The 25,117-nt window shown below is 58.5% G+C and carries 30 protein-coding genes (1 of these 30 cut by a window edge); 28 read left to right on the top strand and 2 right to left on the bottom strand.

The genetic code is table 11. The features are described 5' to 3' along the window. Positions 1-4 precede the first annotated feature (4 nt). The 19 genes from ACFSKT_RS25715 (at position 5) to ACFSKT_RS25625 (ending at position 13,097) form a co-directional block, all read left to right on the top strand. A complete protein-coding gene (locus tag ACFSKT_RS25715) occupies positions 5-889 on the top strand; it encodes a hypothetical protein (RefSeq protein ID WP_377719528.1) in 885 nt (294 codons plus the stop codon). Positions 890-923: 34 nt separating this feature from the next. Then, positions 924-1,073, top strand: a complete 150-nt coding sequence (locus ACFSKT_RS25710; RefSeq protein ID WP_187434543.1) for a hypothetical protein — start codon at positions 924-926, stop codon at positions 1,071-1,073. Positions 1,074-1,101: 28 nt separating this feature from the next. Further along, a complete protein-coding gene (locus tag ACFSKT_RS25705) occupies positions 1,102-1,248 on the top strand; it encodes a hypothetical protein (protein ID WP_377719529.1) in 147 nt (48 codons plus the stop codon). Then, a complete protein-coding gene (locus ACFSKT_RS25700; protein ID WP_377719530.1) occupies positions 1,245-1,670 on the top strand; it encodes a hypothetical protein in 426 nt (141 codons plus the stop codon). Before ACFSKT_RS25705 ends, ACFSKT_RS25700 begins: the two co-directional genes overlap by 4 nt. 46 nt (positions 1,671-1,716) lie before the next feature. Beyond that, the gene (locus tag ACFSKT_RS25695; RefSeq protein WP_377719531.1) at positions 1,717-2,202 is read left to right on the top strand and encodes a hypothetical protein; all 486 of its coding nucleotides are present in this window, start codon (positions 1,717-1,719) and stop codon (positions 2,200-2,202) included. A 350-nt stretch (positions 2,203-2,552) separates the two neighbouring features. Continuing rightward, positions 2,553-3,605: a mannonate dehydratase gene (uxuA, locus tag ACFSKT_RS25690; protein WP_377719532.1), complete on the top strand. Its 1,053-nt coding sequence runs from the start codon at positions 2,553-2,555 to the stop codon at positions 3,603-3,605. Positions 3,606-3,622: 17 nt separating this feature from the next. After that, positions 3,623-4,528: a sugar phosphate isomerase/epimerase family protein gene (locus tag ACFSKT_RS25685; RefSeq protein WP_377719557.1), complete on the top strand. Its 906-nt coding sequence runs from the start codon at positions 3,623-3,625 to the stop codon at positions 4,526-4,528. Next, the gene (locus ACFSKT_RS25680) at positions 4,525-5,694 is read left to right on the top strand and encodes a Gfo/Idh/MocA family protein (RefSeq protein ID WP_377719533.1); all 1,170 of its coding nucleotides are present in this window, start codon (positions 4,525-4,527) and stop codon (positions 5,692-5,694) included. Before ACFSKT_RS25685 ends, ACFSKT_RS25680 begins: the two co-directional genes overlap by 4 nt. Before the next feature lie 101 nt (positions 5,695-5,795). After that, complete coding sequence (locus ACFSKT_RS25675) at positions 5,796-6,887, top strand: Gfo/Idh/MocA family protein (protein WP_377719534.1); 1,092 nt, start codon at positions 5,796-5,798, stop codon at positions 6,885-6,887. Between the two features lie 76 nt (positions 6,888-6,963). After that, on the top strand, positions 6,964-7,902 hold the full coding sequence (locus tag ACFSKT_RS25670; RefSeq protein ID WP_377719535.1) for an AraC family transcriptional regulator: 939 nt from the start codon (positions 6,964-6,966) through the stop codon (positions 7,900-7,902). A gap of 20 nt (positions 7,903-7,922) precedes the next feature. Beyond that, complete coding sequence (locus ACFSKT_RS25665; RefSeq protein ID WP_377719536.1) at positions 7,923-8,696, top strand: SDR family oxidoreductase; 774 nt, start codon at positions 7,923-7,925, stop codon at positions 8,694-8,696. 119 nt (positions 8,697-8,815) lie between these two features. Then, a complete protein-coding gene (locus tag ACFSKT_RS25660) occupies positions 8,816-9,217 on the top strand; it encodes a YkvA family protein (RefSeq protein ID WP_377719537.1) in 402 nt (133 codons plus the stop codon). A 192-nt stretch (positions 9,218-9,409) separates the two neighbouring features. Beyond that, positions 9,410-9,949 (top strand): RNA polymerase sigma factor SigY, encoded by a 540-nt coding sequence (sigY, locus tag ACFSKT_RS25655; RefSeq protein WP_377719538.1) that lies wholly within the window; start codon positions 9,410-9,412, stop codon positions 9,947-9,949. Further along, the gene (locus ACFSKT_RS25650; RefSeq protein WP_377719539.1) at positions 9,946-10,380 is read left to right on the top strand and encodes a YxlC family protein; all 435 of its coding nucleotides are present in this window, start codon (positions 9,946-9,948) and stop codon (positions 10,378-10,380) included. Before sigY ends, ACFSKT_RS25650 begins: the two co-directional genes overlap by 4 nt. Then, the gene (locus ACFSKT_RS25645; protein ID WP_377719540.1) at positions 10,368-10,586 is read left to right on the top strand and encodes a sigmaY antisigma factor component; all 219 of its coding nucleotides are present in this window, start codon (positions 10,368-10,370) and stop codon (positions 10,584-10,586) included. The genes ACFSKT_RS25650 and ACFSKT_RS25645 overlap by 13 nt, the downstream gene beginning before the upstream one ends. 105 nt (positions 10,587-10,691) lie before the next feature. Further along, positions 10,692-10,898 carry a PLD nuclease N-terminal domain-containing protein gene (locus tag ACFSKT_RS25640; protein WP_377719541.1) on the top strand — a complete coding sequence of 69 codons (207 nt, stop codon included), beginning with the start codon at positions 10,692-10,694 and terminating at the stop codon, positions 10,896-10,898. Beyond that, on the top strand, positions 10,895-11,827 hold the full coding sequence (locus tag ACFSKT_RS25635; protein ID WP_377719542.1) for an ABC transporter ATP-binding protein: 933 nt from the start codon (positions 10,895-10,897) through the stop codon (positions 11,825-11,827). The genes ACFSKT_RS25640 and ACFSKT_RS25635 overlap by 4 nt, the downstream gene beginning before the upstream one ends. Further along, positions 11,824-12,591, top strand: a complete 768-nt coding sequence (locus ACFSKT_RS25630; RefSeq protein ID WP_377719543.1) for an ABC transporter permease — start codon at positions 11,824-11,826, stop codon at positions 12,589-12,591. Before ACFSKT_RS25635 ends, ACFSKT_RS25630 begins: the two co-directional genes overlap by 4 nt. Positions 12,592-12,716: 125 nt before the next feature. Beyond that, complete coding sequence (locus tag ACFSKT_RS25625; RefSeq protein WP_377719544.1) at positions 12,717-13,097, top strand: ATPase; 381 nt, start codon at positions 12,717-12,719, stop codon at positions 13,095-13,097. Between the two features lie 136 nt (positions 13,098-13,233). Here the strand turns inward: ACFSKT_RS25625 and ACFSKT_RS25620 are convergent, their stop codons facing one another. After that, positions 13,234-14,067 (bottom strand): hypothetical protein, encoded by an 834-nt coding sequence (locus ACFSKT_RS25620; protein WP_377719545.1) that lies wholly within the window; start codon positions 14,065-14,067, stop codon positions 13,234-13,236. Positions 14,068-14,334: 267 nt separating this feature from the next. Here ACFSKT_RS25620 and ACFSKT_RS25615 point away from each other — a divergent pair, with 267 nt between their 5' ends. The 8 genes from ACFSKT_RS25615 to ACFSKT_RS25580 all read left to right on the top strand — a co-directional run bounded on the left by ACFSKT_RS25615 (position 14,335) and on the right by ACFSKT_RS25580 (position 24,414). Further along, positions 14,335-15,099 carry an SDR family oxidoreductase gene (locus ACFSKT_RS25615; RefSeq protein ID WP_377719546.1) on the top strand — a complete coding sequence of 255 codons (765 nt, stop codon included), beginning with the start codon at positions 14,335-14,337 and terminating at the stop codon, positions 15,097-15,099. Between the two features lie 373 nt (positions 15,100-15,472). Continuing rightward, a complete protein-coding gene (locus ACFSKT_RS25610) occupies positions 15,473-16,216 on the top strand; it encodes a sulfite exporter TauE/SafE family protein (RefSeq protein ID WP_377719547.1) in 744 nt (247 codons plus the stop codon). A 90-nt stretch (positions 16,217-16,306) separates the two neighbouring features. After that, a complete protein-coding gene (gene gatC, locus ACFSKT_RS25605; protein WP_377719548.1) occupies positions 16,307-16,594 on the top strand; it encodes an Asp-tRNA(Asn)/Glu-tRNA(Gln) amidotransferase subunit GatC in 288 nt (95 codons plus the stop codon). Between the two features lie 78 nt (positions 16,595-16,672). Next, positions 16,673-18,130 carry an Asp-tRNA(Asn)/Glu-tRNA(Gln) amidotransferase subunit GatA gene (gatA, locus tag ACFSKT_RS25600; protein ID WP_377719549.1) on the top strand — a complete coding sequence of 486 codons (1,458 nt, stop codon included), beginning with the start codon at positions 16,673-16,675 and terminating at the stop codon, positions 18,128-18,130. A gap of 131 nt (positions 18,131-18,261) precedes the next feature. Next, positions 18,262-19,704, top strand: a complete 1,443-nt coding sequence (gatB, locus tag ACFSKT_RS25595) for an Asp-tRNA(Asn)/Glu-tRNA(Gln) amidotransferase subunit GatB (protein ID WP_377719550.1) — start codon at positions 18,262-18,264, stop codon at positions 19,702-19,704. 406 nt (positions 19,705-20,110) lie between these two features. After that, positions 20,111-22,045, top strand: a complete 1,935-nt coding sequence (locus ACFSKT_RS25590; protein ID WP_377719551.1) for a DUF4097 family beta strand repeat-containing protein — start codon at positions 20,111-20,113, stop codon at positions 22,043-22,045. A gap of 73 nt (positions 22,046-22,118) precedes the next feature. Continuing rightward, on the top strand, positions 22,119-22,550 hold the full coding sequence (perR, locus tag ACFSKT_RS25585; protein ID WP_377719552.1) for a peroxide-responsive transcriptional repressor PerR: 432 nt from the start codon (positions 22,119-22,121) through the stop codon (positions 22,548-22,550). Between the two features lie 130 nt (positions 22,551-22,680). Further along, positions 22,681-24,414 (top strand): glycosyl hydrolase family 18 protein, encoded by a 1,734-nt coding sequence (locus ACFSKT_RS25580; RefSeq protein ID WP_377719558.1) that lies wholly within the window; start codon positions 22,681-22,683, stop codon positions 24,412-24,414. A 71-nt stretch (positions 24,415-24,485) separates the two neighbouring features. Here the strand turns inward: ACFSKT_RS25580 and ACFSKT_RS25575 are convergent, their stop codons facing one another. Next, positions 24,486-24,842: a YgzB family protein gene (locus ACFSKT_RS25575; protein ID WP_148933323.1), complete on the bottom strand. Its 357-nt coding sequence runs from the start codon at positions 24,840-24,842 to the stop codon at positions 24,486-24,488. 141 nt (positions 24,843-24,983) lie between these two features. Here ACFSKT_RS25575 and ACFSKT_RS25570 point away from each other — a divergent pair, with 141 nt between their 5' ends. Next, positions 24,984-25,117, top strand: partial view of a nucleotidyltransferase-like protein gene (locus ACFSKT_RS25570; RefSeq protein WP_377719553.1) — the beginning only. It continues 739 nt past the right edge of the window; 134 of the gene's 873 nt are visible here — the first part of the coding sequence; it begins with the start codon at positions 24,984-24,986; its stop codon lies off the right edge, out of view.

Raw genomic sequence — 25,117 nt, 5'->3', positions numbered from 1 at the left:
TGGAATGGCGCGAGTCGCCATGTGGCTGGCGCTTGCAGGACAATACATATTGGGCTTCGCGTTTGCGTTCGCCTTGCTGCGGGCTGCGCTGGCGCGGCCGCCGCGCTTCGTTCATTTGCTCGCGGCGAAGCTGAACAGCCGGCAGGTGCCCGAAGCTTGGCTGCGATTCGCCAGACTGACGCGAGAGGACGCGGTGTTCAAGGAGCGAGAGCGCTTGCTCGCCGGCTGCGGCATGACGTGGGATGCGGGGTGGTACGTGCTGCTGCGGCGAGGGTATTTTGCGCTCGTTCCGTTATTAGGGGCGTTGATCTACTTCGCGGCTCGGATGCCGCTCGTCCGCATGGCGGTTCCGCCCGCGGTACTGCCGGCCGCGCTGGCGGCAACCGTTCTGGCGCTGCTGTGGGATTTGCCGCTGCTGAACATGTTCCGGCGGCTTCGGGCGGAGCGAATGACGAACGAAATTTATATCGTCAGCAATCAGCTGCTCTATCTAGCGGGTTCCTCGCTTCATATTCATGCCAAGCTAATGCGCTGCGTGCCTTATACGAAGACGATGCGGGGAGAACTGCAGCAGCTGCTTGGCGAATGGTATCACGACGCCGAAGGAGCGCTGCGACGGTTCAAGCTCCGTCTGGGCACGGAGGAGGGCTTAAGCTTCGCCGAGACGATCGATTCGCTGCGGCTGCACGAGAGCGAGCAATATTACGAGCTGCTGCGCGAGCGGATCAAGGACTACAAGGAGAAGCTGGAGCTGGCGAAGGAAAGCCGGAAGGAATCGTCCTCTTACGTGCTGTTCGTGCTGGCCGGCATTCCGATCATGTATACGTTTCAGGTTTTTATTTATCCATGGGTGCGTGAAGGACAAAAGCTGTTCGACGCGATGAATTAAGACAGGTCTTATTCTAGTTCAGGAGGTGGGAAACATGCGGAACATTCTGATTACCGTCATGATGCTGGTCGTGGTCGTATTGCTGTTCAACGGCATCGTCGCCAGCGACTCGACGGGCACGCAGGCGCGGATCGAGACGCAAGGCAACGGAGCGAACGCGCGGATTGGCGCCATTAACCCGTAATGTGAGGTCTTAATTAGGAGGTGACGACATGCGGGCCATGCTGATGTCGATGCTGCTCATTATCGTCGTTGTCACAATGTATATGAGCACGACAGGCGGTGAAGAGGGGACGAACGAGCGTCTGGCGGAATCCGGGAGCAGGATGAGCGAATCGATCGCGAGGATTAGTCCGTGAAGTCCATACTCGTGTTTGTCCTATTCGCGGCGACGATGTGCTGGAGCATGTTCTCGCCAATCTACCGTCATGTGCTCATCGTCCGTCAGGCCGTGCTTCAACAAGAGGTGGATTACTTGCTGGAGGTGGGCGCAAGCGGTACTTACGGCTACATCGACGAAGCGATGCTGAATGCGTCCCGGACCAGGCTGGCCGGGTTCGGACTAACGCCGGGTGAAATTGAATTCGAGGTCGCCGCGACGAACGGGGCGGTCGGCACGAATCCCGCATCGCCGCTCCCGCGCGGCGTCGGACTAGCGCTGACGGCGACCTATCCGGTCGAAGGGCTGCTCGAGATCGACCGATTGATCGGGCTGACTCCGCCTTCGTGGGACGCCCGCATACGCGCAAGCGGCATGAAAATGAGCGAGTACGTGCCATGAGGACCGCGGCTGAAATCGGCTTGGACGGGGGAGGGGGCGATCAACCTTGTACAAGCTGCTGTGGATCCTCCTGATGCTCGCGTCGTGGATGTATGCGCATGCGCTGCAGGTCGACGAGGAATCGTCGATGAAGGCGCTATATCACGGCAAGCATGCCGTCAATCGCGCGGCGCATGCGGCCGCGCAGCAGGTGGACGCCGCGGCCCTCGCGGCAGGGCGCTTACGCATCGACCCGGACGCGGCGCTCCGGGAAGCCGCCATCTACCTTCAGGCGAATTTGGAGCTGGACGAGGAAGGCAATCCGCTGCCGGACAGTTATTTGCGGGAGAAGGTCGAGGTGCTCGTCTTCCGGGTGATTAATGACGACGTCTCGTTTCCGTACACCTATCGTCACGCGGTCTATGACTACGAGGTGACGCTGGATCGACCCGGAGTCGTGCTCATGATCAAGCTGAAGTATCCGCGCGTCTTCTCGGCTATGCCGCAGGTGGAGTGGGTCGTGAAGGGGACGGCGGAGTTGGTTGGGTTTTGAACTTCCACGATCCGCGCGGACGGAAGCGGTTGAAGCTGTGCAAGTACAAGTGAAGCTGAGCCATGCAGTCGACGTCTGCATGGCTCATTCTTTTTGGCCGCGTTTAATAGTGGTTTACACCCGGTGATCATCACCGCGCCCCTACCTCTAATGTAATGTACCGTCCCCAAGGCGGAATTCCCCGCGCCACTGTTAACTCTCAGCATCCAATACAGCCATTCATTTGACTGTGGTTAAGTACCTCATCCTTCGGACACCCGCTAACCGGGAACGGGTGCTACAATCAGGATAGACCATGACAGCCTGCAACATGCAAGCATCCATATCGCCTATTGTAAGGAGAGAATCCAATGAAAATGACTTTCCGGTGGTTCGGTGAATCCGACCCGGTCACTCTTGGCGCAATCCGCCAAATTCCCGGTATGCACGGTATCGTGACCGCGCTGTACGACGTGCCCGTCGGCGAAGCTTGGCCGCTAGATGCGATTCGGAACCTGAAGAGCACGGTCGAGTCGCACGGCTTTGCGCTCGCCGTCATTGAAAGCGTTCCCGTCCACGAAGACATCAAGCTTGGGCGTCCGTCCCGCGACCGTCTTATCGATAATTACAGTCAAACGATCCGCAGGCTCGGCGCGGAGGGCGTGCCGGTCGTCTGTTACAACTTCATGCCCGTCTTCGATTGGACGCGTTCTCAGCTGGCGTACCGGCTGCCGGACGGCTCGACGACGCTGACGTTCGAGGACGAGACGATCGCCCTGATGGATCCGGTGAAGGGCGATCTGTCGCTGCCCGGCTGGGACGAGAGCTATACGAAGGATCAGATGCAGCAGCTGATCGACAGCTACAACGGCGTCACGGCGGAGGATCTATGGCAGAACCTCGCTTACTTCCTGGAGCGGGTCATCCCGGTCGCCGAGGAAGCCGGCGTCCGAATGGCGATCCATCCGGACGATCCGCCATGGCCGATTTTCGGCTTGCCGCGCATCGTGAGCAATCGAACGCAGATTGAACGGCTGCTCCATCACGTCGACAGTCCGGCGAACGGGCTGACCTTCTGCTCCGGTTCGCTCGGGGCGGATGCGGACAACGATCTGCTGGCGATCATCCGGGAGTTCGGCGGCCAAGGGAAAATACACTTCGCCCATACCCGCAACATCCTGCGCACCGGACCGCGCTCGTTCCAGGAATCGTCGCATCGATCAAGCGATGGCTCGGTCGACATGGTGCGGGTGCTGGAGGCGCTGTGGGAGATCGGCTTCGATGGCCCGCTGCGGCCGGATCACGGGCGGATGATATGGGGCGAGCAGGGCAGACCGGGGTACGGGCTGTATGACCGCGCGCTCGGCGCGACGTATTTGAACGGCATTTGGGAGACGCTGGACAAAACGAAAACGAGAGGTTGATGAGCATGAGCGATGGAATTAAGCTGTCGGTATTTACGGTAGCCACGCCGGACTTGACCCCGGAACAGCTGTGCGAAGCGGCCGCCGCGAGCGGCATCGCAGGCATCGAGTGGCGCTGCAAGGAGACGGACGAGGCGACTCGCGCGCAGCAGCCTTCGTTCTGGGGCAACAATCTGTGCACGATCGCCCCGAGCGCGGACGAGGACGAGATCAACCGGTTCGAGGAGGCCGCGCGCCGTCACGGCCGGCAAGCGATCGCGCTGACCCCGTATATCGCGGCCGGCGACCTGGAGGCCACCGAGCAGACCTTCCGTCTTGCGAAGCGGCTCGGCGCATCGATGGTGCGCGTCGGCGTGCCGGGCTATAACCGGACGGCCAACTACAATGATCTGTTCGAGCAGGAGATTCGCTACTTGTCCGAGGTGGAGCCGCTCGCCAAGGATTACGGCGTCAAAGCGGTCATCGAGACGCATCACGTCACAATCGCCCCGAGCGCGTCTTCGGCACATCGGCTGGTCAGCCGGTTCAACCCGGATCACATCGGCGTGCTCTATGACCCGGGCAATATGGTCCATGAAGGGTTCGAGAATTACCGGATGGGCATGGAGCTGCTCGGTCCGTATTTGGCGCACGTCCACGTGAAGAACGCCGTGTGGCTGCCTGCGGCCGATCATCCCAACACCCCGCACGCAGCCAAGGGCGGACCGGAGGCCGATCCGCTGAACACGCTGCCGTTCACCTGTTCCTGGCGGCCGATCGCCAGCGGCATCGTGCCGTGGAAGCAGGTGCTCGCCGACCTGAAGGCCGTCGGTTACCAAGGTTGGTTCGGCGTGGAGGACTTCAGCCAAGCTTACGATACGAAGACGATGCTGGGCGTTTATGCCAAGCAAATGCGCGCATGGATGGAGGAGCTGCAATCGTGACCGAAGTTCGTTACGGGATTATAGGCATCGGCAATATGGGAGCGGGGCATGCCCGCAGTCTGATCGAAGGCAAAATCAAAGGGGCGAAGCTGACGGCGGTGTGCGACGGCATGCCCGAGAAGCGGGATTGGGCGCGCGAGCAATTGGCGGGCGTCGCGGTCTATGAGCACGCCGAGCAGATGCTCGATTCGGGGCTCGTAGACGCGATCATCGTGGCGACGCCGCATTACGATCATCCGCGGGAAGCGATCCAAGGCTTCGCCAAAGGCGTGCACGTCCTCATCGAGAAGCCGGCCGGCGTTTACGCGAAGCAGGTGCGGGAGATGAACGAGGCGGCCGCGGCCGCGGCGAAGGACGGTTTGAAATTCGGCATCGTGTACAATCAGCGGACGAATCCGCTGTACCGGAAGCTGCGCGATCTGATCGCCTCCGGCGAGCTCGGCGAGATTCGCCGCACGAACTGGATCATTACGAACTGGTACCGCTCGCAGGCTTATTACGATTCCGGCTCGTGGCGCGCGACGTGGGGCGGCGAGGGCGGCGGCGTGCTCATCAATCAATGTCCGCATCAGCTCGACCTGTGGCAGTGGACGATCGGCATGATGCCGACGCGGATTCGCGCGTTTTGTCATTTCGGCAAGCACCGCGGCATCGAGGTGGAGGACGACGTGACCGCTTATGCCGAGTACGAGAACGGCGCGACGGGCGTATTCATTACGACGACGGGCGAAGCGCCGGGGACGAACCGGTTCGAAGTCGCGGGCACGCGGGGCAAAATCGTCATCGAGAATGACGAGATGACGTTCTGGCGGCTGCGCGAGCCGGAGCCGGACTTCAATGCGCGCAACACGGAATTATTCGCGACGCCGGAATGCTGGAAGGTGGACATTCCGATTCATGGCGCGACGAGCGGACATCCGGGCATTATTCAAAATTTCACCGACGCCATCCTGCACGGCGCGCCGCTGATCGCGCCCGGCGAAGAGGGCATTCACGGCCTGTCGATTTCGAACGCGATGCATCTCTCTACGTGGACCGACGGATGGGTCGACCTTCCGTTCGACGAGGCGCTTCATGAGGCGGAGCTGAACAAGCGCATCGAGGCGTCCACCATTCGCAAGGCGGAGACGGCCGGGAAGCCGGCGGATTTGACGGGCACTTACTAAAGCTGCTCGCTAGAACAGGCATGATAGACGCGTCAACCTGGGCGCAGAAGCGGAAGCCGGGCGTGCTAGTCCGGCTGTTCCCATGAGAGGAGTTAGGGCGAATGGCAGCATCCTTTGAACGCGGGGATGGCATGAATTACGCGCCGGTCGCGGCGAATAAACCGGAGCCGGTATGCGGTCCGGGGGAATTCACCTTCGCGGCGATGGCGCTCGACCACGGGCATATTTACGGCCAATGCAACGGGCTGCTGGAGGCGGGCGGCACGCTGAAGTGGGTGTACGACCCGGATCCGGCCAAAGTCGCCGCTTTTCTGAAGGCCTATCCGAACGTGCAGGTCGCATCGTCGCCGGAGGCGATATTGGAGGATCCGTCCGTCCGCATGGTCGCCGCGGCGGCGGTGCCCTCGGAGCGGGCGGCGCTCGGCATGCAGGTCATGGCGCACGAGAAGGATTATTTTACCGACAAGACCCCGTTCACGACGCTTGCGCAAGTCGAGGCGGCGCGAGCGCAAGCGGCCAAGACGGGACGCAAATATATGGTCTATTACAGCGAGCGTCTCCATGTGGAGAGTGCCGTCTACGCGGGCAAGCTCGTGCAGGAAGGCGCCATCGGCCAAGTGGTGCAGGTGCTCGGGACGGGGCCGCACCGGCTGAACGCCCCTTCGCGGCCGGATTGGTTTTTCCGGAAGGCGCAGTACGGCGGCATTCTGTGCGATATCGGCAGTCACCAAATCGAGCAATTTCTCTTCTACGCCGGCTGTCAGGACGCGAAGGTGCTGCACAGCAAGGTGGGCAATTACCGCAACCCGGATCACCCGGAGCTCGAAGATTTCGGCGACGCGACGCTGGTCGGCGACAACGGGGCGACGAACTATTTCCGCGTCGACTGGCTGACGCCGGACGGTCTGGGCACTTGGGGAGACGGAAGGACCGTCATTCTCGGCACGGACGGGTATATCGAGCTGCGCAAATACATCGACATTGCCCGCGACAAACGAGGGGATCACGTCTATCTGGTGAATCATGAGGGCGAGCATCATCTGCAGGTGGGCGGTCAAGTCGGCTATCCGTTCTTCGGCGAGCTGATTCTCGATTGCCTGAACCGAACCGAGCAGGCGATGTCGCAGGCGCATGCGTTCAAGGCGGGCGAATTGTGCGTGCGGGCGCAGCAGCAGGCGGTCGTCGTCCGTTAACGCGCATCAAGGTTCGGCCCCGGCCTCTAGTTCGGCGCCTTCTCCTGCTGTTCCGCCTCTCGGCGATCATGGTAGAATGGGAGAAAACGAGGCGCCGGCATCCCGCATGCAAGCGCCGTCCGAACTGGAGGAAGCGTGCGTGCCGGCACCGGTCCATCAATCCCAATGGCTATCGCCCGTCGAGATGCTGTACCGCAACGATGCCCCGATGGCGGGGGCGCAGTTTCATTCGCATCCCTATTACGAGATTTATTACTTTCAAGGCGGGGAGTGCAACTACTTGATCGGCGACAAGCTGATCGCGCTCAAGCCCGGCGACCTGATTCTTATGCACGGCATGACGCTGCATTGCTCCAATCCGTCGCCGCACCAGCCGTATATTCGGTCGATTCTCCACTTCGAGCCGGCGATGATCGGCCGCTTGCTGCGTCCCGAAGCGGCGGCGCATATGCTGCAGCCCTTCGAGGAGCTGCGCAATATCTGCTTGTCGCTCAGCGCTGCGCAGCAGGCCGAGTATGAATCGCTGCTCGCCCAACTTTACGTCCTGTATCGGGCTCGCAGGTCGGACGGAGCGGCGGCGGGAGCCGACCGGTTCACCTTCCGCTTTCTCGACGTGCTAGCGCTCATTCGGGAATGGTGCGACGGTCCGACAAGCCAGCACGAGCACGATTCGCTCAAAGAACGTCATGTGCAATCGGTCGTGTCTTATATAGAAGAGAATTACGCCAAGGAATTGACGCTCGATGCGATCGCAGGCGCGCTGCATCTGACCAAGCCGTATTTATCCCATCTGTTCAAAGAAGTGACGGGTACGACCGTCTTCAAATATCTGTACAACCGCCGGCTGAACCAGGCCAAAATGCTGTTTCGGCTCGAGCCGCACCGGAGCGTGTCGGACGTCTGCCGCACGGTCGGGTTTCAGCATTTGGCCCATTTTAGCAGGCTGTTCAAAGCGGCGGAAGGCCGGACGCCGGAGCAATACCGCAAAGCTATGGCGAATCGCGGCGGTCACTGACATTTAAGGAGGCATAAAGCATGGCGGCAAGCCAGCTATTCGATTTGAGCGGCCGCACGGCCGTCATTCTAGGCGCGGGCAGCACGCTCGGCCGCGTTATGGCGGAGGCGCTGCGCGAGCACGGGGCGGATTTGGCCCTTGTCGCGCGCGATACCGCGAAAGCGGAACCCATGATCCGCCACCTGCTGGAGGACGACCGGGGACGGTTGTTTCAGGGGGACGTTACGAGCAAGCCGGACTTGCTCCGGACGCTCGAGGAAATCCGGGCGTGGCGGGGAACGCCCGACATCGTGCTGCACGTGGCGGGGGCGAACAGCGCGACGCCGTTTTTCGAGATCGGCGAGGACGAATGGGACCGCATCATGGACGTGAACGCCAAGAGCGTTATGCTGGCCTGCCAGGCGTTCGGTCAGGCGATGATCGAAGCCGGGCGCGGAGGCAGCATCATTACGGTCAGCTCGGTGTCGTCGGCGCCGCCGCTTTCCCGCGTCTTTACGTACTCCGCCTCCAAGCATGCCGTGAACGGCATGACGCAGTTCCTCGCGCGGGAGTTCGCTCCGCACGGAATTCGCGTCAACGCGATCATCCCGGGCTTCTTCCCGGCCGAACAAAATCGCGCGATCCTCTCGCCCGAGCGCGTCGAGAGCATTATGCGCCATACGCCGATGAACCGGTTCGGCGACCCGAAGGAGCTGCAGGGGGCCGTCGTCTGGCTGGCCTCCGAGGCGGCGTCCAGCTTCGTCACGGGATCGCTCATCCGCGTAGATGGCGGCTTCGGCGCCATGACGATATAGCGCTCGCTGCGCATCTTCCTCCGCTTTCCAGGGAACCCGCGATTGAGCTGCGACGTAAATGAGGTAAGAACCGTTATAGCTCATTTACGATTCGTTAATTAGCACGGGAGGGGTAGCCGATGAGCACGCAGCACGCAATCGAACCGGCCGCGCAGGTTGAATCTCGGGCGTTGGGGACGGGGGTACCCGAAGTTCCGACGCCTTACGATCCGAAGCAGGAGCAGTACGTCCGGAAGGGCTTCTTCGGGAAAATGAAACGATTCGCCGGCAAAGTTCCGTTCGCCAAGGACGCCGTGGCGATGTATTATACGGCGATCGACAGCAAGACGCCTTTGTACGCGAAAGGGATCGCATTTTCGGCGCTGGCGTATTTCATTTTGCCGGTCGACTCTGTGCCCGACGTCCTGGTCGGCCTCGGGTTGACGGATGATCTGGCGATCGTCGCGGCGGCGGTGAAGGCGCTCGGCTCGAACGTCAAGGCGCATCACCGCGAGAAGGCGGAAGCGTTTTTCGATAACTGATCCGATTTGCAGCGACGCGAGAGCGGCCCCAAAGGCCGCTCTTTTTTCATCTCAGGGAACAATAGGACTCGGCATGGTTATCCGCTATACTGAAGGCCGGCGAACGTTACCAAAAAAAATTTTTGCAGGGCAATGAACATTTTCGGCAACCGAAGCGTCACATGGCCAGACAGAGAGAAAGGGGAGGCGCGCATGGAGGCAATCGCGGGGACGATAGACGAAGAGACGGCGGTGAAGCTCGCGGTCCGCGGCGACGAACAGGCGCTGGCCCGGCTGCTGCGGGACAACTACGCGCTGCTCTACCGCTATCTCCTCAAAGTGACGATGCATAAAGCGATGACGGAGGATTTGGTGCAGGAAACGATGGTGAAGGCGATCGAGCGAATCGGCTCGTTCCAGCGCAAATCGAAATTTTCCACGTGGCTGATCACGATCGGCACGCGGCTCTATATGGATGAAATGCGCAAGAAGCAGCGGGAGCGCAAATGGCAGTCCGGCGAGCAGGCGCTGCAGGCGATTCGCTTCGAGACGGCGATGCGGCAGGAGGAATGGCCGGAGATGCTCGAGGCGCTCGGCACGCTCAGCTACGACATTCGGGTACCGGTATTGATGAAATATTACTACGGCTATGCGTATGACGACATTGCGGCCATGCTCGACATTCCGCTCGGCACGGTCAAATCAAGGCTGCATAATGGCCTGAAACAATTGCGAAAGGAGCTGGGACGATGACGAAGGAGCGCAAGGATCAGGACGTTCAGGCTAACAAACCGCGTAAGTTCGACTCGGATGGACCCATGAACAATAGAAATCGTCGTTCGGCCGAAACGATGACCCAGGACGAGGCGGAATGGGGAGAGCTGGAGCAAGACCTGTCCGCCGCGCTGGAGCGGTGGGATGCCCGCATCGAACCGCCGCTTCCGCCGCTTGCCGCATTCGAGCAGCTCGTCGGGGAGCAGCGCGCGCGCAGCCGCAGCCGTCTATGGCGCGATTTGTTCGTCTTCTGGACCGTGGCGGCGCTCATCCTCTCGTTAATGGTCCTGGTAGTCGAGAGCAGCATCATCGGATTCGTCATCTTGCAAGCGACGGTGTTCGTGGCCGCCATCGCGTTTGTCGCGACGGGCGTGCGGTCGAAGGAGGGGGCCGAAGAATGGAGGAGCTAGAGAAACTCGGGGACGTTCCGGTCTGGCTGCTGGTGTTGATCGGCGTCGTGGCCTTATGCCAATCCACGTGGCTGTTCGTGGATGCGAAGCGGCGGAGCCGATTTCCATGGTTTTGGGGATTGTGGGGACTGATTCAAATTCCGATGCCGTTTATTATTTACTGGATCGTTGTTCGCAAAGGGTGGCCGAGGCGCGGTGGTAAATGAGCTGCGGCACTGATCCCCCTATTCGATATAAAGGCATGCCGCAAAACGTTAAAACACTTAAAAAGTAAGGTCGTTAATCACGACCAAGCGAAGGGGCGGATAGCGATGAACGAGGTGTTGGATTCAAAATTGTGGGCGATCGTGGCCCCCTTGTTGGGGCTGCAGCTGATTCTCGTCATAACGGCGTTAATTGGATGCGCGAGAGCGGCGGAGACGAGAGGGCCGAAATGGATGTGGATGCTGATCATCCTATTCGGGAACGTGCTCGGTCCGGTCTTGTTTTTCGCGGCAGGGAGGCGATCGAGCCGATGATGCGAGGCGGGGGCGTAATGAACGTAACGGCGCTGACGAAGCGTTTTGGCGATAAAACGGTGGTTAAATCCGTAAATTTTACGCTTGACAGTATGAGGTGCACGGCGCTGCTCGGACCGAACGGCGCGGGCAAAACGACGACGATTCAGATGCTCGCGGGATTGCTTCGCCCTTCATCCGGACAGATCCGGCTGCTTGGCGGCGCGAGCGAATCGGATCCGCGGCGCTCGATCGGTTATTTGCCGCAGCATCCGGCTTTCTATGCTTGGATGAGCGGCCGCGAGTACATGCTCTACGCCGGCCAGCTTTGCGGGCTGACGCGTAAAGCCGCGTCCGGAGCGGCGGAGGAGCTGCTTGCGCGCGTCGGGTTGACTGATGCCGCCCGAGAACGGATTGGCGGCTATTCTGGCGGCATGAAGCAGCGGTTAGGCATTGCCCAAGCGCTGATTCATCGTCCCAAGCTGCTCATTCTGGACGAGCCGATGTCCGCCCTGGACCCGATCGGCAGGCGCGAAGTCATGGCGCTGCTTCAGGAGGTGAAGCGCGAGACGACCGTGCTGTTCTCCACGCATGTGCTGCACGATGCCGAGGCGCTGTGCGACGACATCCTTATTTTGCGACAAGGCGAGCTGGTCGAATCCGGGCCGCTATCCGAGGTGCGACATCGGAACAGACAGCCGGTTATCGTCGTGGAGACGGAGGACGACGAGGCGTCGCGCGGTTGGACGGAACGTTGGCTGCAAGGGACGGAGGCGGCCGTCTTGAACGCCGAACGGGTCGACCGCGGCATGCGTCTGGTCGTGCGCGACTTGGAAGCCGCCCGGGAGTCGCTTCTGCGGGACATCGCGACAGCGGGCATACGGATCACGCGGCTGGATATGGGACAGATGACGCTGGAAGACATCTTCATGAAGGCGGTGGCGAAATGACGGTTTGGTGGGTGTTGTATCGGAAGGAATGGCGAGAGCTGCTGCGGAGCTATAGATTGTTGTGGGTGCCAGCCGTCTTTCTCCTACTGGGCGGCTCGCAGCCGGTTGCGATGTACTACATGCCCGAGATCATCGAGCGCTCGGGCGGCATGCCGGCAGGGGCAGTTATCGAGATTCCGATACCGCAAGCCTATGAAGTGCTGGGGCAGACGCTGCAGCAATTCGGGCTGCTCGGTCTCCTTGTGCTCGCCCTAGCCGGAATGGGCATCGTCTCCGGGGAGCGGACGGCCGGAACCGCGGTCATGACGCTAGTCAAGCCCGTCTCGCCTGCGGCTTACGTAACCAGCAAATGGGCTGCGCTACTTACGCTGACCGTCGTCGCGGTCGCAGGCGGCTACGGCGCGGCGTTGTATTATACGTCCGCGCTTTTCGGCCCGGTGTCATGGAAGGCTGCGCTGCTTGCGCTAAGTTTATTCGCGATTTGGGCTTGCGTCACGTTGACGCTGACGTTGGCTCTGAGCGCGTGTTTAGGCAGCGGCGCGGCGGCTGCGTTCGTCTCCATGGCGGTCGCCATGGCCGCCGTATTATTGGCGGGCGCCTTTCCGGATGTGCTGGCATGGACTCCGGGCGCAATCCCGGGCTTGGCATCGCGTTTAATAGCCGGAGAAGTGTGGTCCGCTAATGACTGGGCGCCGCTTGTCGCTGCCTTTCTGCTCATGCTCTCATCGCTCGCGGCCGCGGTTCGATTCGGACGTTTAACCTAATGGCGCTATCGCATTCTGCCTCTCGCCCGGGTATTTCTGCAATTTCCCATCGGAGTTGGACTTCCCTGCTATTTTCTAGTAGGATAGAAGAATAGAAAGTAGCTAGTAGAGGCAGGGGTGCGGATATGCTCAAATTAGGGCAGAAGATCGTCGTTGTTTCCGATACGTTTGAACAGAATCTCCCGATCGGGGAGTATGGATATATTATTGCTTTCGACCGCAATGCGGACAATGCGTTTGATTACGTCATCCGGGTGCCGAAGTTAAACCGCAATTTCTATGTGCCGGCTGAAGACGTGGAGCTCGAGGAAGTGCTGTTGACGCTGGAAGCCGAACGGATCGAGCGCGAAGCGCTGATCGATTTCGCGTTGGCGACCCATAACGAGGAGCTGTTCCGTCGGATCATGAACGGCGGAGAACCAGCTGAAGAAGCGGTCGTCGGCGACAATGAGGTGCAGACGAAAGAAGATTTTATTCGTCAGATCCATTTGAAAGCATGGATCTAGACGAGGGATAGAGGCGGACGTCCGATGGATTTCGGGCGTCTTTTTTGCATACTGGAATAAGAACGCGACGAGCCCCGCCATTTTGGCAGGGCTCCTTGTTGTTTATCCAGTCGTGTTAATCGAATATAGGCATGCTTTAAGCCGAAGTGCCTGTCGCGGTAGTCGTCGTGCTGCTTTGACCGCTAGTTGTACCCGAAGGAGCCTGGCCTTTGTCTCCGCGAAGTCCGCCGTGGCCGCGTCCGCCGCCAAAGCCCTTGCCCGCGAATTCGCCATTGACGATGTTTTTCGCCATTTCGGCGGATTTCGCCTTTTGGGCCGTCGCTTGCTCGCTCGTCAGCTTGCCGTCCGTCACGGCTTGGTCGATTTGCGCGTCGATGGCCGCCTGGACCTTCGTAATCATCGTCGCCGTGTCGACGCCCTTCTCGGTCGCAAGCGCCGCGATCGTTTTGCCTGCGGCGAGCTGTTCTTTCAGCGCATCCTCGGTCAGGCCGAGCGCCGAGGCTACCGTAGCGAGCTGGTTGCCGCCGAAGCCGCGGCCGAGGCCGAACGCTTTGCCGCCTTCAGGCGACGTTTGCTTGCTGGTGATGTACGTGTCGAGGTTCGACGTGAAGTTGGATTTCTCTTCTGCTTGACGCGCTTCGAATGCGGAAGTGAGCGCGGCCTTCAGCTGCTCTTCGGTGACGCCCTGCGCCGTCGCGATTTCAGCAAGCGTGCTGCCTGCGGCGAGTTTTTCTTGCAGTGCGGCACGGTCAAGCTTCAGCAGCGTCAGCACCTCGTCGGAGATGAATTTCGCCCCGCCGAAGCCGCCTTTTCCGCCGCGTCCTTCGTGGCCTGGCTTCGCCGTCGTGCTCGTTATGCTCGTTGTCGCGTCGGTCGACGTCGTTGTCGTGCTTGTGGCCGCATAGGCGCTAAGCGGGATCATCACGGCAAGAGCGGCGGTCATGCCTACGGTTTTCATGTACTTGTTCATATTGAATTCCTCCTAAGTAGTCTGTTTGATATCGTGATCGTTGTGTTGTTCGTGCTGCTCTTTCTTACAAGACTCATTATGGCCGCCCAACCTTAAGTCAAAGTGAACGCAACCTAAGAGAAAGGTGAATGTAAGCTGAGCGTTTGCTGAATAACGGGACGTGTTCAACGGTCTCCTTCACCCGAATCCCAGAATAGGAGAGCAACTTTTCGAAATCCGCCTCATGGTACAACTGGAGATGAGAACAAGAAGAGGAGCTGAAGACGAATGAACCATTTGCAAGGAATGACGGCGCTCGTGACGGGCGCAAGCCGGGGGATCGGGCGTGCCATCGCGATACGGCTGGCGAAGGAAGGCGCGCTCGTAGCGGTCCATTATGGACGGGGGAGCGATGCAGCCGAGGAAGTCGTGCGCGAAATAACGCGGGATGGCGGGGCGGCTTTTGCGTTGGGAGCCGAGCTCGGCACATTGGAGGGCGTCGGGCGGCTTTATGATCAGTTGGATGACGCACTGCACGCCAGAACAGGGGAGGCGAAATTGGACATCCTCGTCAATAACGCCGGCATGGGATTAGTGGCCAACCTCGAAGACACGACGGAGCGCCAATTCGACGAAGTGGTCGGCTTGAATATGAAGGCGCCGTTCTTTCTTGTCCAACAAGCGCTGCCCAGACTCCGGGATAATGGCCGCATCATTAACCTGTCTTCCGCCGTCACGCGAATCTCGCTCCCGATTATTCCGGCATACAGCATGACGAAAGCCGCGATCAACGCGCTGACGCTCTCGCTCGCGACCCAGCTTGCGGCGCGCGGCATTACGATTAATGCGATCCAGCCCGGCTTCGTCGCGACCGACATGAACGCGTCGATGCTGAACGATCCGGATAGCCGAGCGGCCGGGGCGAATTATTCGGTCTTCGGCAGATGGGGCGAACCGGCGGATATCGCGGACATCGCGGCTTTTTTGGCTTCGCGGGACAGCCGGTGGATTACGGGGCAATGCATCGATGCGAGCGGGGGCACTCACCTGTAACCTGTACCTTGTCCGGACGCAAACTGCAAACTAGGGAAGGGAGTTTGGCTCAAGAGCCAGGCTCCTTTTTTAATACAGGCATAGATAATTCTCACGTCGATAACTCACCTTGGATCTCGCCGGAATGAAACGACGTCGCTCGCCATTGACGCGCAATAACCGTTTCGCCTTGATTCCCCGGTTGCCGCATGCCGTGAATGATCGAATGCTGCAGCCGATCTTACTTTCCCATATAGCCGCTAATAAACGCGGAATGAATGCCTTATTTTTATATTTAACATGCCAAAATTCAGTATTGTAGATACCTATTAACCCGTTTATGATTTCTGTATTGTTATATCACCTCGCGATTCTAAAGGGAGACTCGAACAGCATGGAAGCCTCTTTGTATTGGCTAATGATTACCTTCATCATTACGGCCGCGGCAGGCATCGCGCAAGGGTTAACGGGATTCGGATTCGCGCTGATTGCGATGCCGCTGCTCGGCGCATCACTCGGCATGCAGTCCGCGGTCGTCGTCGTCGTTATTTTAAGTTTGATCACGAATATTGCGGTTTTGGCGCCGATCCGCCGGCATGTGCAGTTGGGCGGCATGTGGATGCTCATCGTTTCGAGCTTTGCCGCCGTGCCGCTGGGCGCCTGGCTGCTCGCCGTCGCGCCCGCGGCCGCTATGAAGCTGACGGCGGGCGTACTCGTCTGCGCCTTCGCGATCGTTCAGCTGCGCGGCGCTTCGTTCCCGATCCGCGGCACGAGGCTGTCCTATCCGCTGACGGGCGCGCTAAGCGGCGTGCTGAATGGGAGTATCTCGCTCAGCGGCCCGCCGGTTGCGCTGTTTCTATCCGCCAGCGGCATGGACAAAATGCGCTTCCGCGCGAATCTGACGTTCTTCGCGTTAGCCCTCAACATCGTCACCGTGGCGGTATACTTTAGCCAAGGCCTGTTGACGGCCGATGTGCTCCGCGGGTGTCTCGCCGGCATACCAGGAATGCTCGTAGGCGTCGCAATCGGGATAGCGCTGGCGGGCAAAGTCGCGGAATCCGCGTTCAAACGGCTGGTTCTCCTATTCTTGACCTGCTCCGGAATGTGGACATTAATCTCTGGCTTGATGGCGCTGTAACGACCCTAAATTCATTGAGTTTGCACGGACCATTACGCTATAATATGAAGAATGCGAGCATAAAGGCTGGAAAGGGAGGGGCATTTGCCCATGAGCATTACGCTGAAGGACGTTGAGCATGTTGCCAAATTGGCGCGGCTGGAGCTGACGGAGCAAGAGAAAGAGCAGTTCACCGGTCAGTTGAACGCGATTTTGAAATATGCGGAGAAGCTGAACCAGCTCGATACGGAGGGCATCGAACCGACGAGCCACGTGCTTCCCGTGACGAACGTCATGCGCGAAGACGAAGTTCGTGAATCCGTGTCGAACGAGACCGCGCTGAAGAACGCGCCGGACGAAGAGGACGGACAATTCAAAGTACCGGCGGTACTGGAGTAGCACGTCATCAAGTGCGGAAGAAGACGCGGCGTGCGGCTAAGGCTGGCATGCGGCGATTGCTGAAGGGAGGAACGACTGTTGGCTTTATTCGATATGCGCCTGCAGGAAGTACATAACAAGCTGGTCGGCAAAGAGCTGACCGTAGCGGATTTGGTGGACGCTTCGTTCAACCGGATCGGGCAGACGGACGAGGCGGTCCGGGCATTTCTAACTCTAAATGAAGAAGGCGCGCGCGCTTCTGCGGCCGAGCTGGACAAGCAGCTGGCCGAAGGCGGCGAGCGAGGCCTGTTGTTCGGCTTGCCCGCGGGCTTGAAGGACAATATGGTGACGGAAGGGCTGCTGACGACGTGCGCGAGTCAATTCCTGCGTAACTATGACCCGATTTACGACGGAACGGCCGTCAAGAAGCTCAAGGCCGCGCAGTCCGTCCTCATTGGCAAATTGAATATGGACGAATTCGCGATGGGCGGCTCGAACGAGAATTCTAGCTTTTACCCGACTCGCAACCCGTGGAATACCGACTATGTCCCTGGAGGCTCCAGCGGCGGTTCGGCCGCTGCGGTAGCGGCGGGACAAGTTTATTTCTCGCTCGGTTCCGACACCGGCGGCTCGATTCGTCAGCCTGCGGCTTATTGCGGCGTGGTTGGCTTGAAGCCGACGTACGGCCTCGTATCGCGCTTTGGTCTCGTGGCGTTCGCGTCGTCGCTGGACCAGATTGGTCCGATTACGAAGAACGTCGAAGATTCCGCTTACGTGCTGCAAGCCATCGCAGGCTACGATTCGATGGACTCCACGTCCGCGAACGTGGAGATTCCCGACTACGCATCCGCCCTTACGGGGGATGTGAAAGGTCTTCGCATCGGCGTGCCGAAGGAATACCTCGGCCAAGGCGTCGATCCGAAAGTGAAAGAAGCGGTGCTCGCCGCGCTAAAAGTGTACGAGAGCCTCGGCGCAACTTGGGAAGAAGTGTCGCTGCCGCATACGGAATATGCAGTTGCCGCTTATTACATCTTGGCGTCCTCCGAAGCTTCCTCGAACCTGGCCCGTTTTGACGGCGTGCGTTACGGCGTTCGCGCGGACAATCCGGACAACCTGATCGACATGTACCGCAAATCCCGCAGTCAAGGCTTCGGCGCCGAAGTGAAGCGCCGGATCATGCTCGGGACGTATGCGCTCAGCTCCGGTTATTACGATGCTTATTATTTGAAGGCACAGAAGGTTCGGACGCTCATCAAACAAGACTTCGACCACGTGTTCGAGAAGTTCGACCTCATCATCGGCCCGACCGCGCCTACGCCGGCCTTCCGGATCGACGAACAAGTTGGCGACCCGCTCACGATGTATTTGAACGATATCGTGACGATTCCGGTCAGCCTGGCGGGCGTGCCGGCGATCAGCGTGCCGTGCGGCTTCGCGGACGGTCTGCCGATCGGCCTGCAAATCATCGGCAAGGCGTTCGACGAGCGGACCGTGCTTCGCGCGGCCCACGCCTACGAGCAGCATACCGATCACCATCAACAACGCCCGCAGCTGTAAGCGCGGGTTGACCTATCAGCTTCGATGAACCCATTCGCTCGCGCAGCCCATCCGCCGACAGGCCGAGCGTGCTGCCAGTGGGATTCGGGTTTCTCGAAGCCGAGCTTGAAGGAAGCGGAGGGCTATAAGCGATGTTTGAAGCGAACAAATACGAAACGGTAGTCGGGCTAGAAGTTCACGTCGAGCTGCACACGAAGAGCAAAATCTTCTGCGGCTGCTCCACGTCCTTCGGCGCCCCGCCGAATACCCATACATGTCCGATCTGTCTGGGCCACCCGGGCGTTTTGCCCGTGCTCAACAAGCAGGCCGTCGAATACGCGATGAAAGCGGCGATGGCGCTCAACTGCACCGTGGCCGACGTGAGCAAATTCGACCGGAAGAACTACTTCTATCCGGATTCGCCTAAGGCGTACCAGATCTCCCAATACGATCAGCCGATCGGCGAGAACGGCTATATCGATATCGAAGTGAACGGCCAGACGAAGCGCATCGGCATTACGCGCCTGCATCTGGAGGAAGACGCGGGCAAGCTGTCGCACGTCGACGGCGGTTACGCCTCGCTGGTGGACTTTAACCGCGTTGGCACGCCGCTCGTCGAGATCGTGTCCGAGCCGGACATTCGCACGCCGGAAGAAGCGAAAGCGTACCTCGAGAAGCTGCGTGCGATCATGCTGTATTGCGACGTGTCCGACGTGAAGATGGAAGAGGGCTCCATGCGCTGCGACGCCAATATTTCCTTGCGCCCATATGGCCAAGAGAAATTCGGTACCCGCGCGGAGCTGAAGAACATGAACTCTTTCCGCGGCGTTGTGCGCGGCCTGGAGTACGAGCAGATGCGCCAAGCGGATATTTTGGACAGCGGCGGCGAAGTCGTGCAGGAGACGCGCCGCTTTGACGATACCCAGGGCAAGACGTTTTCGATGCGCGGCAAGGAAGAAGCGCACGACTACCGCTATTTCCCGGATCCGGATCTGGTCGTCATGCACATCGATGCCGAGTGGAAAGAGCGCGTACGCGCGTCGATTCCCGAGCTGCCGGATGCGCGCAAAGCCCGGTATACGAGCGAGTTCGGCTTGCCGGCCTACGATGCGGAAGTCATTACGACGTCCAAGAAGCTGGCCGACTTCTTCGAAGAGAGCCTCCAATACACGAAGGACGCCAAGCAGGTGTCGAACTGGATGATGGGCGAGCTCCTCGGGTATCTGAACGCCAACAACCTGGAGCTGGATGACGTGAAGATCACCGGCCAAGGCCTTGGCGAGATGATCGGGCTGTTGGAGAAGGGCACGATCAACGGCAAGATCGCGAAGACGGTGTTCAAGTCGATGCTCGAGTCCGGCAAGCTGCCACAGCAGATCGTCGAAGAGCAGGGACTTGTCCAAATCAGCGACGAAGGCGCGGTCAAGGCGATCGTCGACGAGATCGTCGAAGCGAATCCGCAATCCGTCGCCGACTTCAAGGCAGGCAAGGACAAGGCAATCGGCTTCCTGGTCGGTCAAGTCATGAAAGCGTCCAAGGGCAAGGCGAATCCCGCGCTGGCGAACAAATTGCTGCTGGAGCGTCTGAGTCAATAACGAGCTGCACGCGACATTATAAGGAATCTTCTGTCTACCGCCATCGGGCGGAACGGAGGATTCCTTTTCTCGTATATAGCTCCGACAAAGATCCCCAAACCCAAAACGCCGGACCTAACCGTCGATGCCTTCATTAAAGATCCAATCGGTTGAGGAAATCGTCCGGGTGGTAAGGAAGTCTCGTATACCCGCGTGTTCATCCGCCGCGATTTCGATTTTAGTGTGGTACAATAAGGACAACTTTGTTTAAATACAAGCTGTTTCACGCATAAGTGATCTTATATTTCTATGGAGCGAAAGGCGCTTCGCCGCAAAATACGGCGATAATAGTCCTTTGGTCTTGTGCGTAAGCAACTTTTGGATCTATTCATGGCGATGAGCGCACTTTGTCGGAGGAGGGATAGGGATGGAACGGAGCTCGAGACGCAAGGCGGCGCTGGCCGTGCTCGCGGCGTTTGTGTGCCCGGGAGCCGGTCATCTGCTGCTCGGGCTGCATAGGAAAGGTTTGCTTCTGCTGGCCGGAACGCTGACCGATATCGTGGCCATGATCCATTTCGCCGATTTGGCTGGCGGACGCTTCGCCCTGCTGCTTGTCTATTTGGGATTGGCGGTGCCCGCGTTTTGGTTCTTCAGCGTATTCGGCACCCTGCAGGAGGCTTCCAGGCAGCAACACGACGAGGACGCTGCGCCTGTTCGACAAGGAACGTGGGCCGCCGTGCTTCAAGGGGCTGCGATTGCGCTGCTCGGCGCGATCATGCTCGTTTTTCTGGCGCCGCCGGAATGGCTCGCCGAGCTGCTGGAGGATAACGGCAATGATCTAACCGGCATCGGATTGATCATAATCGCGCTCATCTATGCGTTTAGGAGGAGGGGGACGATGCTGCGGACGGGACGAATCACGGCTGCGCTGCTGATATTAACGGTCGGAGGATTGCTTTTATCGGATCAAATCGCCGGGCGCAACGACATCGCGCTGCTTGGCCGTTGGTGGCCGGCCGCTTTCGTGCTGCTTGGGATCGAGGTAATCGTGTATAGTCTCGCTTATCGCAAGAAGGAGGAGCGGCTGCCCTTTGATCTTGGGGGGAGCTTCATGGCGGCCGTCATCGCGGTTACCGCTTTTTCGGTCACGCAATATGCGGCCATGCCGTTCAAGTGGCTGGATCAATGGAACGTCAATATGCCGGGTACCGCGAGTCTATCGGAGGAGAAAGGCTTTAAGTACGACAAGGAGAAGCTGGAGATTCCGCTTGGCGCCGACATCGAGTCGATCGCGATCCATAACCCGAACGGTTCCGTTACCGTCCTTAAGGGAGAAACGGCGAATATGACGATCGAAACCATCGTGTGGATCGATTCCGCGAACAAACAAGAAGCCGACGAGGCCGCCGCAGCCTCCGTCTTGGAGGTTGGCGGCGAGAAGAAGCTCGCCATCGAAGCGAAGGGCAAAGCATACGGCGCGGACGGCAGCCGCTTGCCACGGATGAACGTGGTCGTCACCATCCCGCCTGATTCGCATTTTGCCAAAATCCCAGTCGTCGACAACAAGCTAACCGAGGCCGAAGAAAGTGAAACTTTACCTCCGAGCGATTCGTCAGAATCAATAAGCGCGAAGGAAGACGTACAGAGCGACGACGCGGCGAACGGTTCCCCTGCCGGCAGCGCGGCTTCGCTTAACGATACGAATGACGCGCAAGACAAAGCACCTGAACAGCCCGAACAGCCTCAAGCTAAATTGACCATTACGGCCGGCAATGGAGCCATACGAGCGGAAGGACTTTTCCTCCCGGGCGGCCTCGCGATTCAGGGAACCAACGGCGAGATCCGGGTTTCTCGAATCGTGGGGGGTGTTGACGTGAAAACGAAGAACGGCGCCATAGCGGTCGACCAGATTACGGGAGACGCGAGTCTTGAGGTCGCCAACGGCGATATCGCGGCGAGGCAAATGGAAGGCACCACGGATGCCTCGACGTCGAGCGGCAGCATCAAGCTGGAGGAGATTCGGGGCGGCGCTGAAGTCGAGACGAAGAATGGTCAAATCTCGATCGCGGAAGCGGCTTCCGGCCTTAGGGTCGACACGTTGAACGGGGAAATCGACATTCGCAGCAGCGTGGTGGGCGGCGACTGGAACATCGATAGCTCCATCGGCGACATCCGTCTCTACTTGCCGGAGACCGGCGAATATTCCGTCAACGGCTCGGTGACGTTCGGGACGATTACGACCGAACTGCCGCTTACGATCGGGAAGAAGACGGTCCGAGGCACCGTGGGCGACGACTTATTCCGCATTGATATCGACGCGAACAGCAGCATCTCCATTAACCGGTATCTTCCATCGAATTGACGCGGCCATTCATTGACAAAATGAAAAGTCTGCACGTACAATGGTTCTAACGAAGCAGAAAGGCGTGAAGGGCATGGGTGCGACCGTAGAACAAGCACTTGAACAATTGAAAAGTACCGGCGTACGGATGACTCCTCAGCGTCATGCTATTCTGAGCTTCTTGATGGATTCGATGATACATCCGACAGCAGATGAAATTTACAAAGCGTTGTCCCCGGCTTTCCCAAGCATGAGCGTGGCGACTATTTATAACAATTTAAGGCTGTTCGTCGAAGCGGGTCTTGTCCGAGAGCTCACGTATGGCGACGATTCAAGCCGGTTTGACGCTGATTTGTCGGACCATTATCACGCGATTTGCCGCCAGTGCGGCACGATCGTCGATTTTGATTATCCGACGCTGACGGATGTCGAGAAGACGGCGTCCAAGGAAACCGGATTTAAGGTGGAAGGACACCGCATGGAGATTTACGGTCTTTGCGGAGACTGCGCCAAGCCGCATTCGTAAGGAACGGCAAGAGAATAGGCTCGGGTGGAAGCGTGCAGGGGGAACAAGGCAAGCGCCTTAACTTCTGCGCGTTTTTATTTTGTCGAGAGCGGGATAAACTTGCGTACAGGAGGAAAGGGAAGGTTTGGATATGCAGACGGTTCAAGTCAGGCCGAGGCGAAGGAAGCCCGGCGGGTTAATTCGAACGTTGCTGCGGCTGTCATTCTTTTTCTTGCTCGGGGTCGTCTTATTTGGCGTGTACTGGTTATTTATCCCGAATACGAAGATGGAGAAGCCTCAATATGGATATACGCATCCGATTATGGTTGCCGGCACAATAGCAAGCGGAGGCGCCGTTATCGAAGGGACGATGGTCAAGCTCCCCCTAAAGGTCTTGATGGAATCGGCGGGGCTGGCCAACGCAATTTGGTACGAAGAAGCGACTGGCTCCATCGTCCTCACGAGCGCGCACCAAGTGCTTCGGCTGAAGACGGATTTGTTGACGGCAACGTTGAACAGCAAGCCTTATGAATTAAGGGAAGCCGCGGAAGTCATTGATGGAGAGGTGTACTTGCCTTCTACGCCGCTCACCGAATTATACGGACTACATGTCGAGGCGGACGATGGTACGGGAGCGGTGACGCTCATTCCTGCCGGGAAGTCCGTTCAGCGGGCGAAGACGACAACGGATACGGCTCTTCGATCGTCGCCGACGATCCGGGCTACGATTTACGAGAAGCTGCAAGCCGGCGCCGAGGTGCGAATTTGGGAGGAGACGACGAATCCCGATTGGTATAAGGTGCAGGCGCTGAGCGGAACGATTGGCTACATGCCCAAAGACAAGCTCAGCTTAATCGGGATCGAGCAAGTGAAGCAGCCATTAGTAGAATCGCCTTTTGTCGCATGGAAGGTGATGGGCAGCAAAATCAATATGACTTGGGAAGGCGTCTACGCGAAAAAGACCGATGTGTCCGCGATCGGCGCGTTGGATGGCGTGAACGTCGTCAGCCCCACCTGGTTCGAATTGATCGACGGCACCGGCAAAATACGCAGCAAAGCCGACAAAGCCTACGTCGACTGGGCGGCCAAACGGAAAACGCAAGTGTGGGCGCTGTTCAGCAACGGTTTCGAGCCGAAAAGAACCACCCAGGCGCTCGCCACTGCCCAGACCCGATTTAATATGATTCAACAATTGGTCGCCTATGCGCAAATATATCGTTTGCAGGGGATCAATATCGATTTCGAGAATGTCGAGACGGCGGATAAAGCGAACCTCGTTCAATTCGTCCGGGAGCTAACGCCCATTCTTCATGAACAGGGACTCGTGGTGTCCATCGACGTGACGCCGAAGTCGAACAGTGAGATGTGGTCCGCGTTTTTGGATCGTCCGGCGTTGGCCGAGAGCGTCGATTTCATGATGCTGATGGCGTACGACGAGCATTGGGCTTCGAGTCCCAAAGCCGGATCGGTCGCATCGCTCCCGTGGACGGAAAACTCGATCCTGCGCCTTTTACAAGAGGATGGTGTTCCACCGAGCAAACTAGTTCTGGGCATGCCGCTTTATGCCCGGGTATGGACGGAGACCAAGCAAGCGGACGGCACGAACGAGGTAAGCTCCAAAGCGCTCGGTATGCAGGCAATCGACAAATTAATCGCCGAGCGTAAGCTTAAACCGGTCTTTGACGCGAAAACAGGTCAGAATTATGTCGAATACACGGAGGGTGGCGCCAAGAAGCGCATTTGGATCGAAGATGACATCTCGATTCGTTCGCGTATCGTGCTTGTGAAGAAATACGGCTTGGCGGGCGTGGCCACTTGGCAGCGTTCATTCCAGGACGATCAGATCTGGGGAGTTATCGATCAAGCTTTGCAACAAAAGCCCTAATACCTAATTCAAAACGCCTCTCCGCGGGTAATATCCGTTGGAGAGGCGCTTTTTTTGATTTTGCTATGTAGTTAGGCCTTCTCCGTAATCCCCTCGTCCAGGTCGGTAGCTTCATTCGGATCAAGCGTCAGCTTTGTTTTGCAATACATACAACGGTCGGTTTTTCCTAGAATTTTCGTGTGACGGTTGCATTCCGGGCAAATCAAGATCACGGCGCTCGTCGACAGCATGCCGGCCCAGAAGTAGACGCCGACGCTGAGCAGCATGGCGATCATGCCGATGACCATGAAGACGCCAGCGAACCATTTGCCGGCTTGTCCCCAGAAGACGATGCCGGAAGTACCGAGAATCATAAGACCCATGCCGAATAACGTGAATAGCAATCCCCAAAGCCGGAATTCGTTGATTTTACTGGATTTAAAAAACATAAGGGTGTCCTTTCTGACGGTCCCGAATCGATTTCTTGCGATTCCAGGCAGGAAACCGGGCGGACATTGTCGAACATTTAGTACACTGCGAAATCATTATAGCTTAAACTGCACTCTGAAGCTATACGGGGGATTGTTGTTGTGGACCTGAGAGCGTATTTTCAACAAAAGTTCGAAGAAGAGGAAGGCGTACTTGCCGTCGCTGTCGTTGAAAATCCTTATCCATACAGTCCGTTAATCGACGGATTGGATGTCATGATGCTCGTTGTTTCGTC

The sequence above is a fragment of the Paenibacillus xanthanilyticus genome, from assembly GCF_042682185.1.
GTDB classification, from domain to species: Bacteria; Bacillota; Bacilli; order Paenibacillales; family Paenibacillaceae; genus Paenibacillus_Z; species Paenibacillus_Z xanthanilyticus.
Note: the sequence above shows the minus strand (reverse complement) of the source record. Positions and strands in the feature narration are given on the sequence as shown.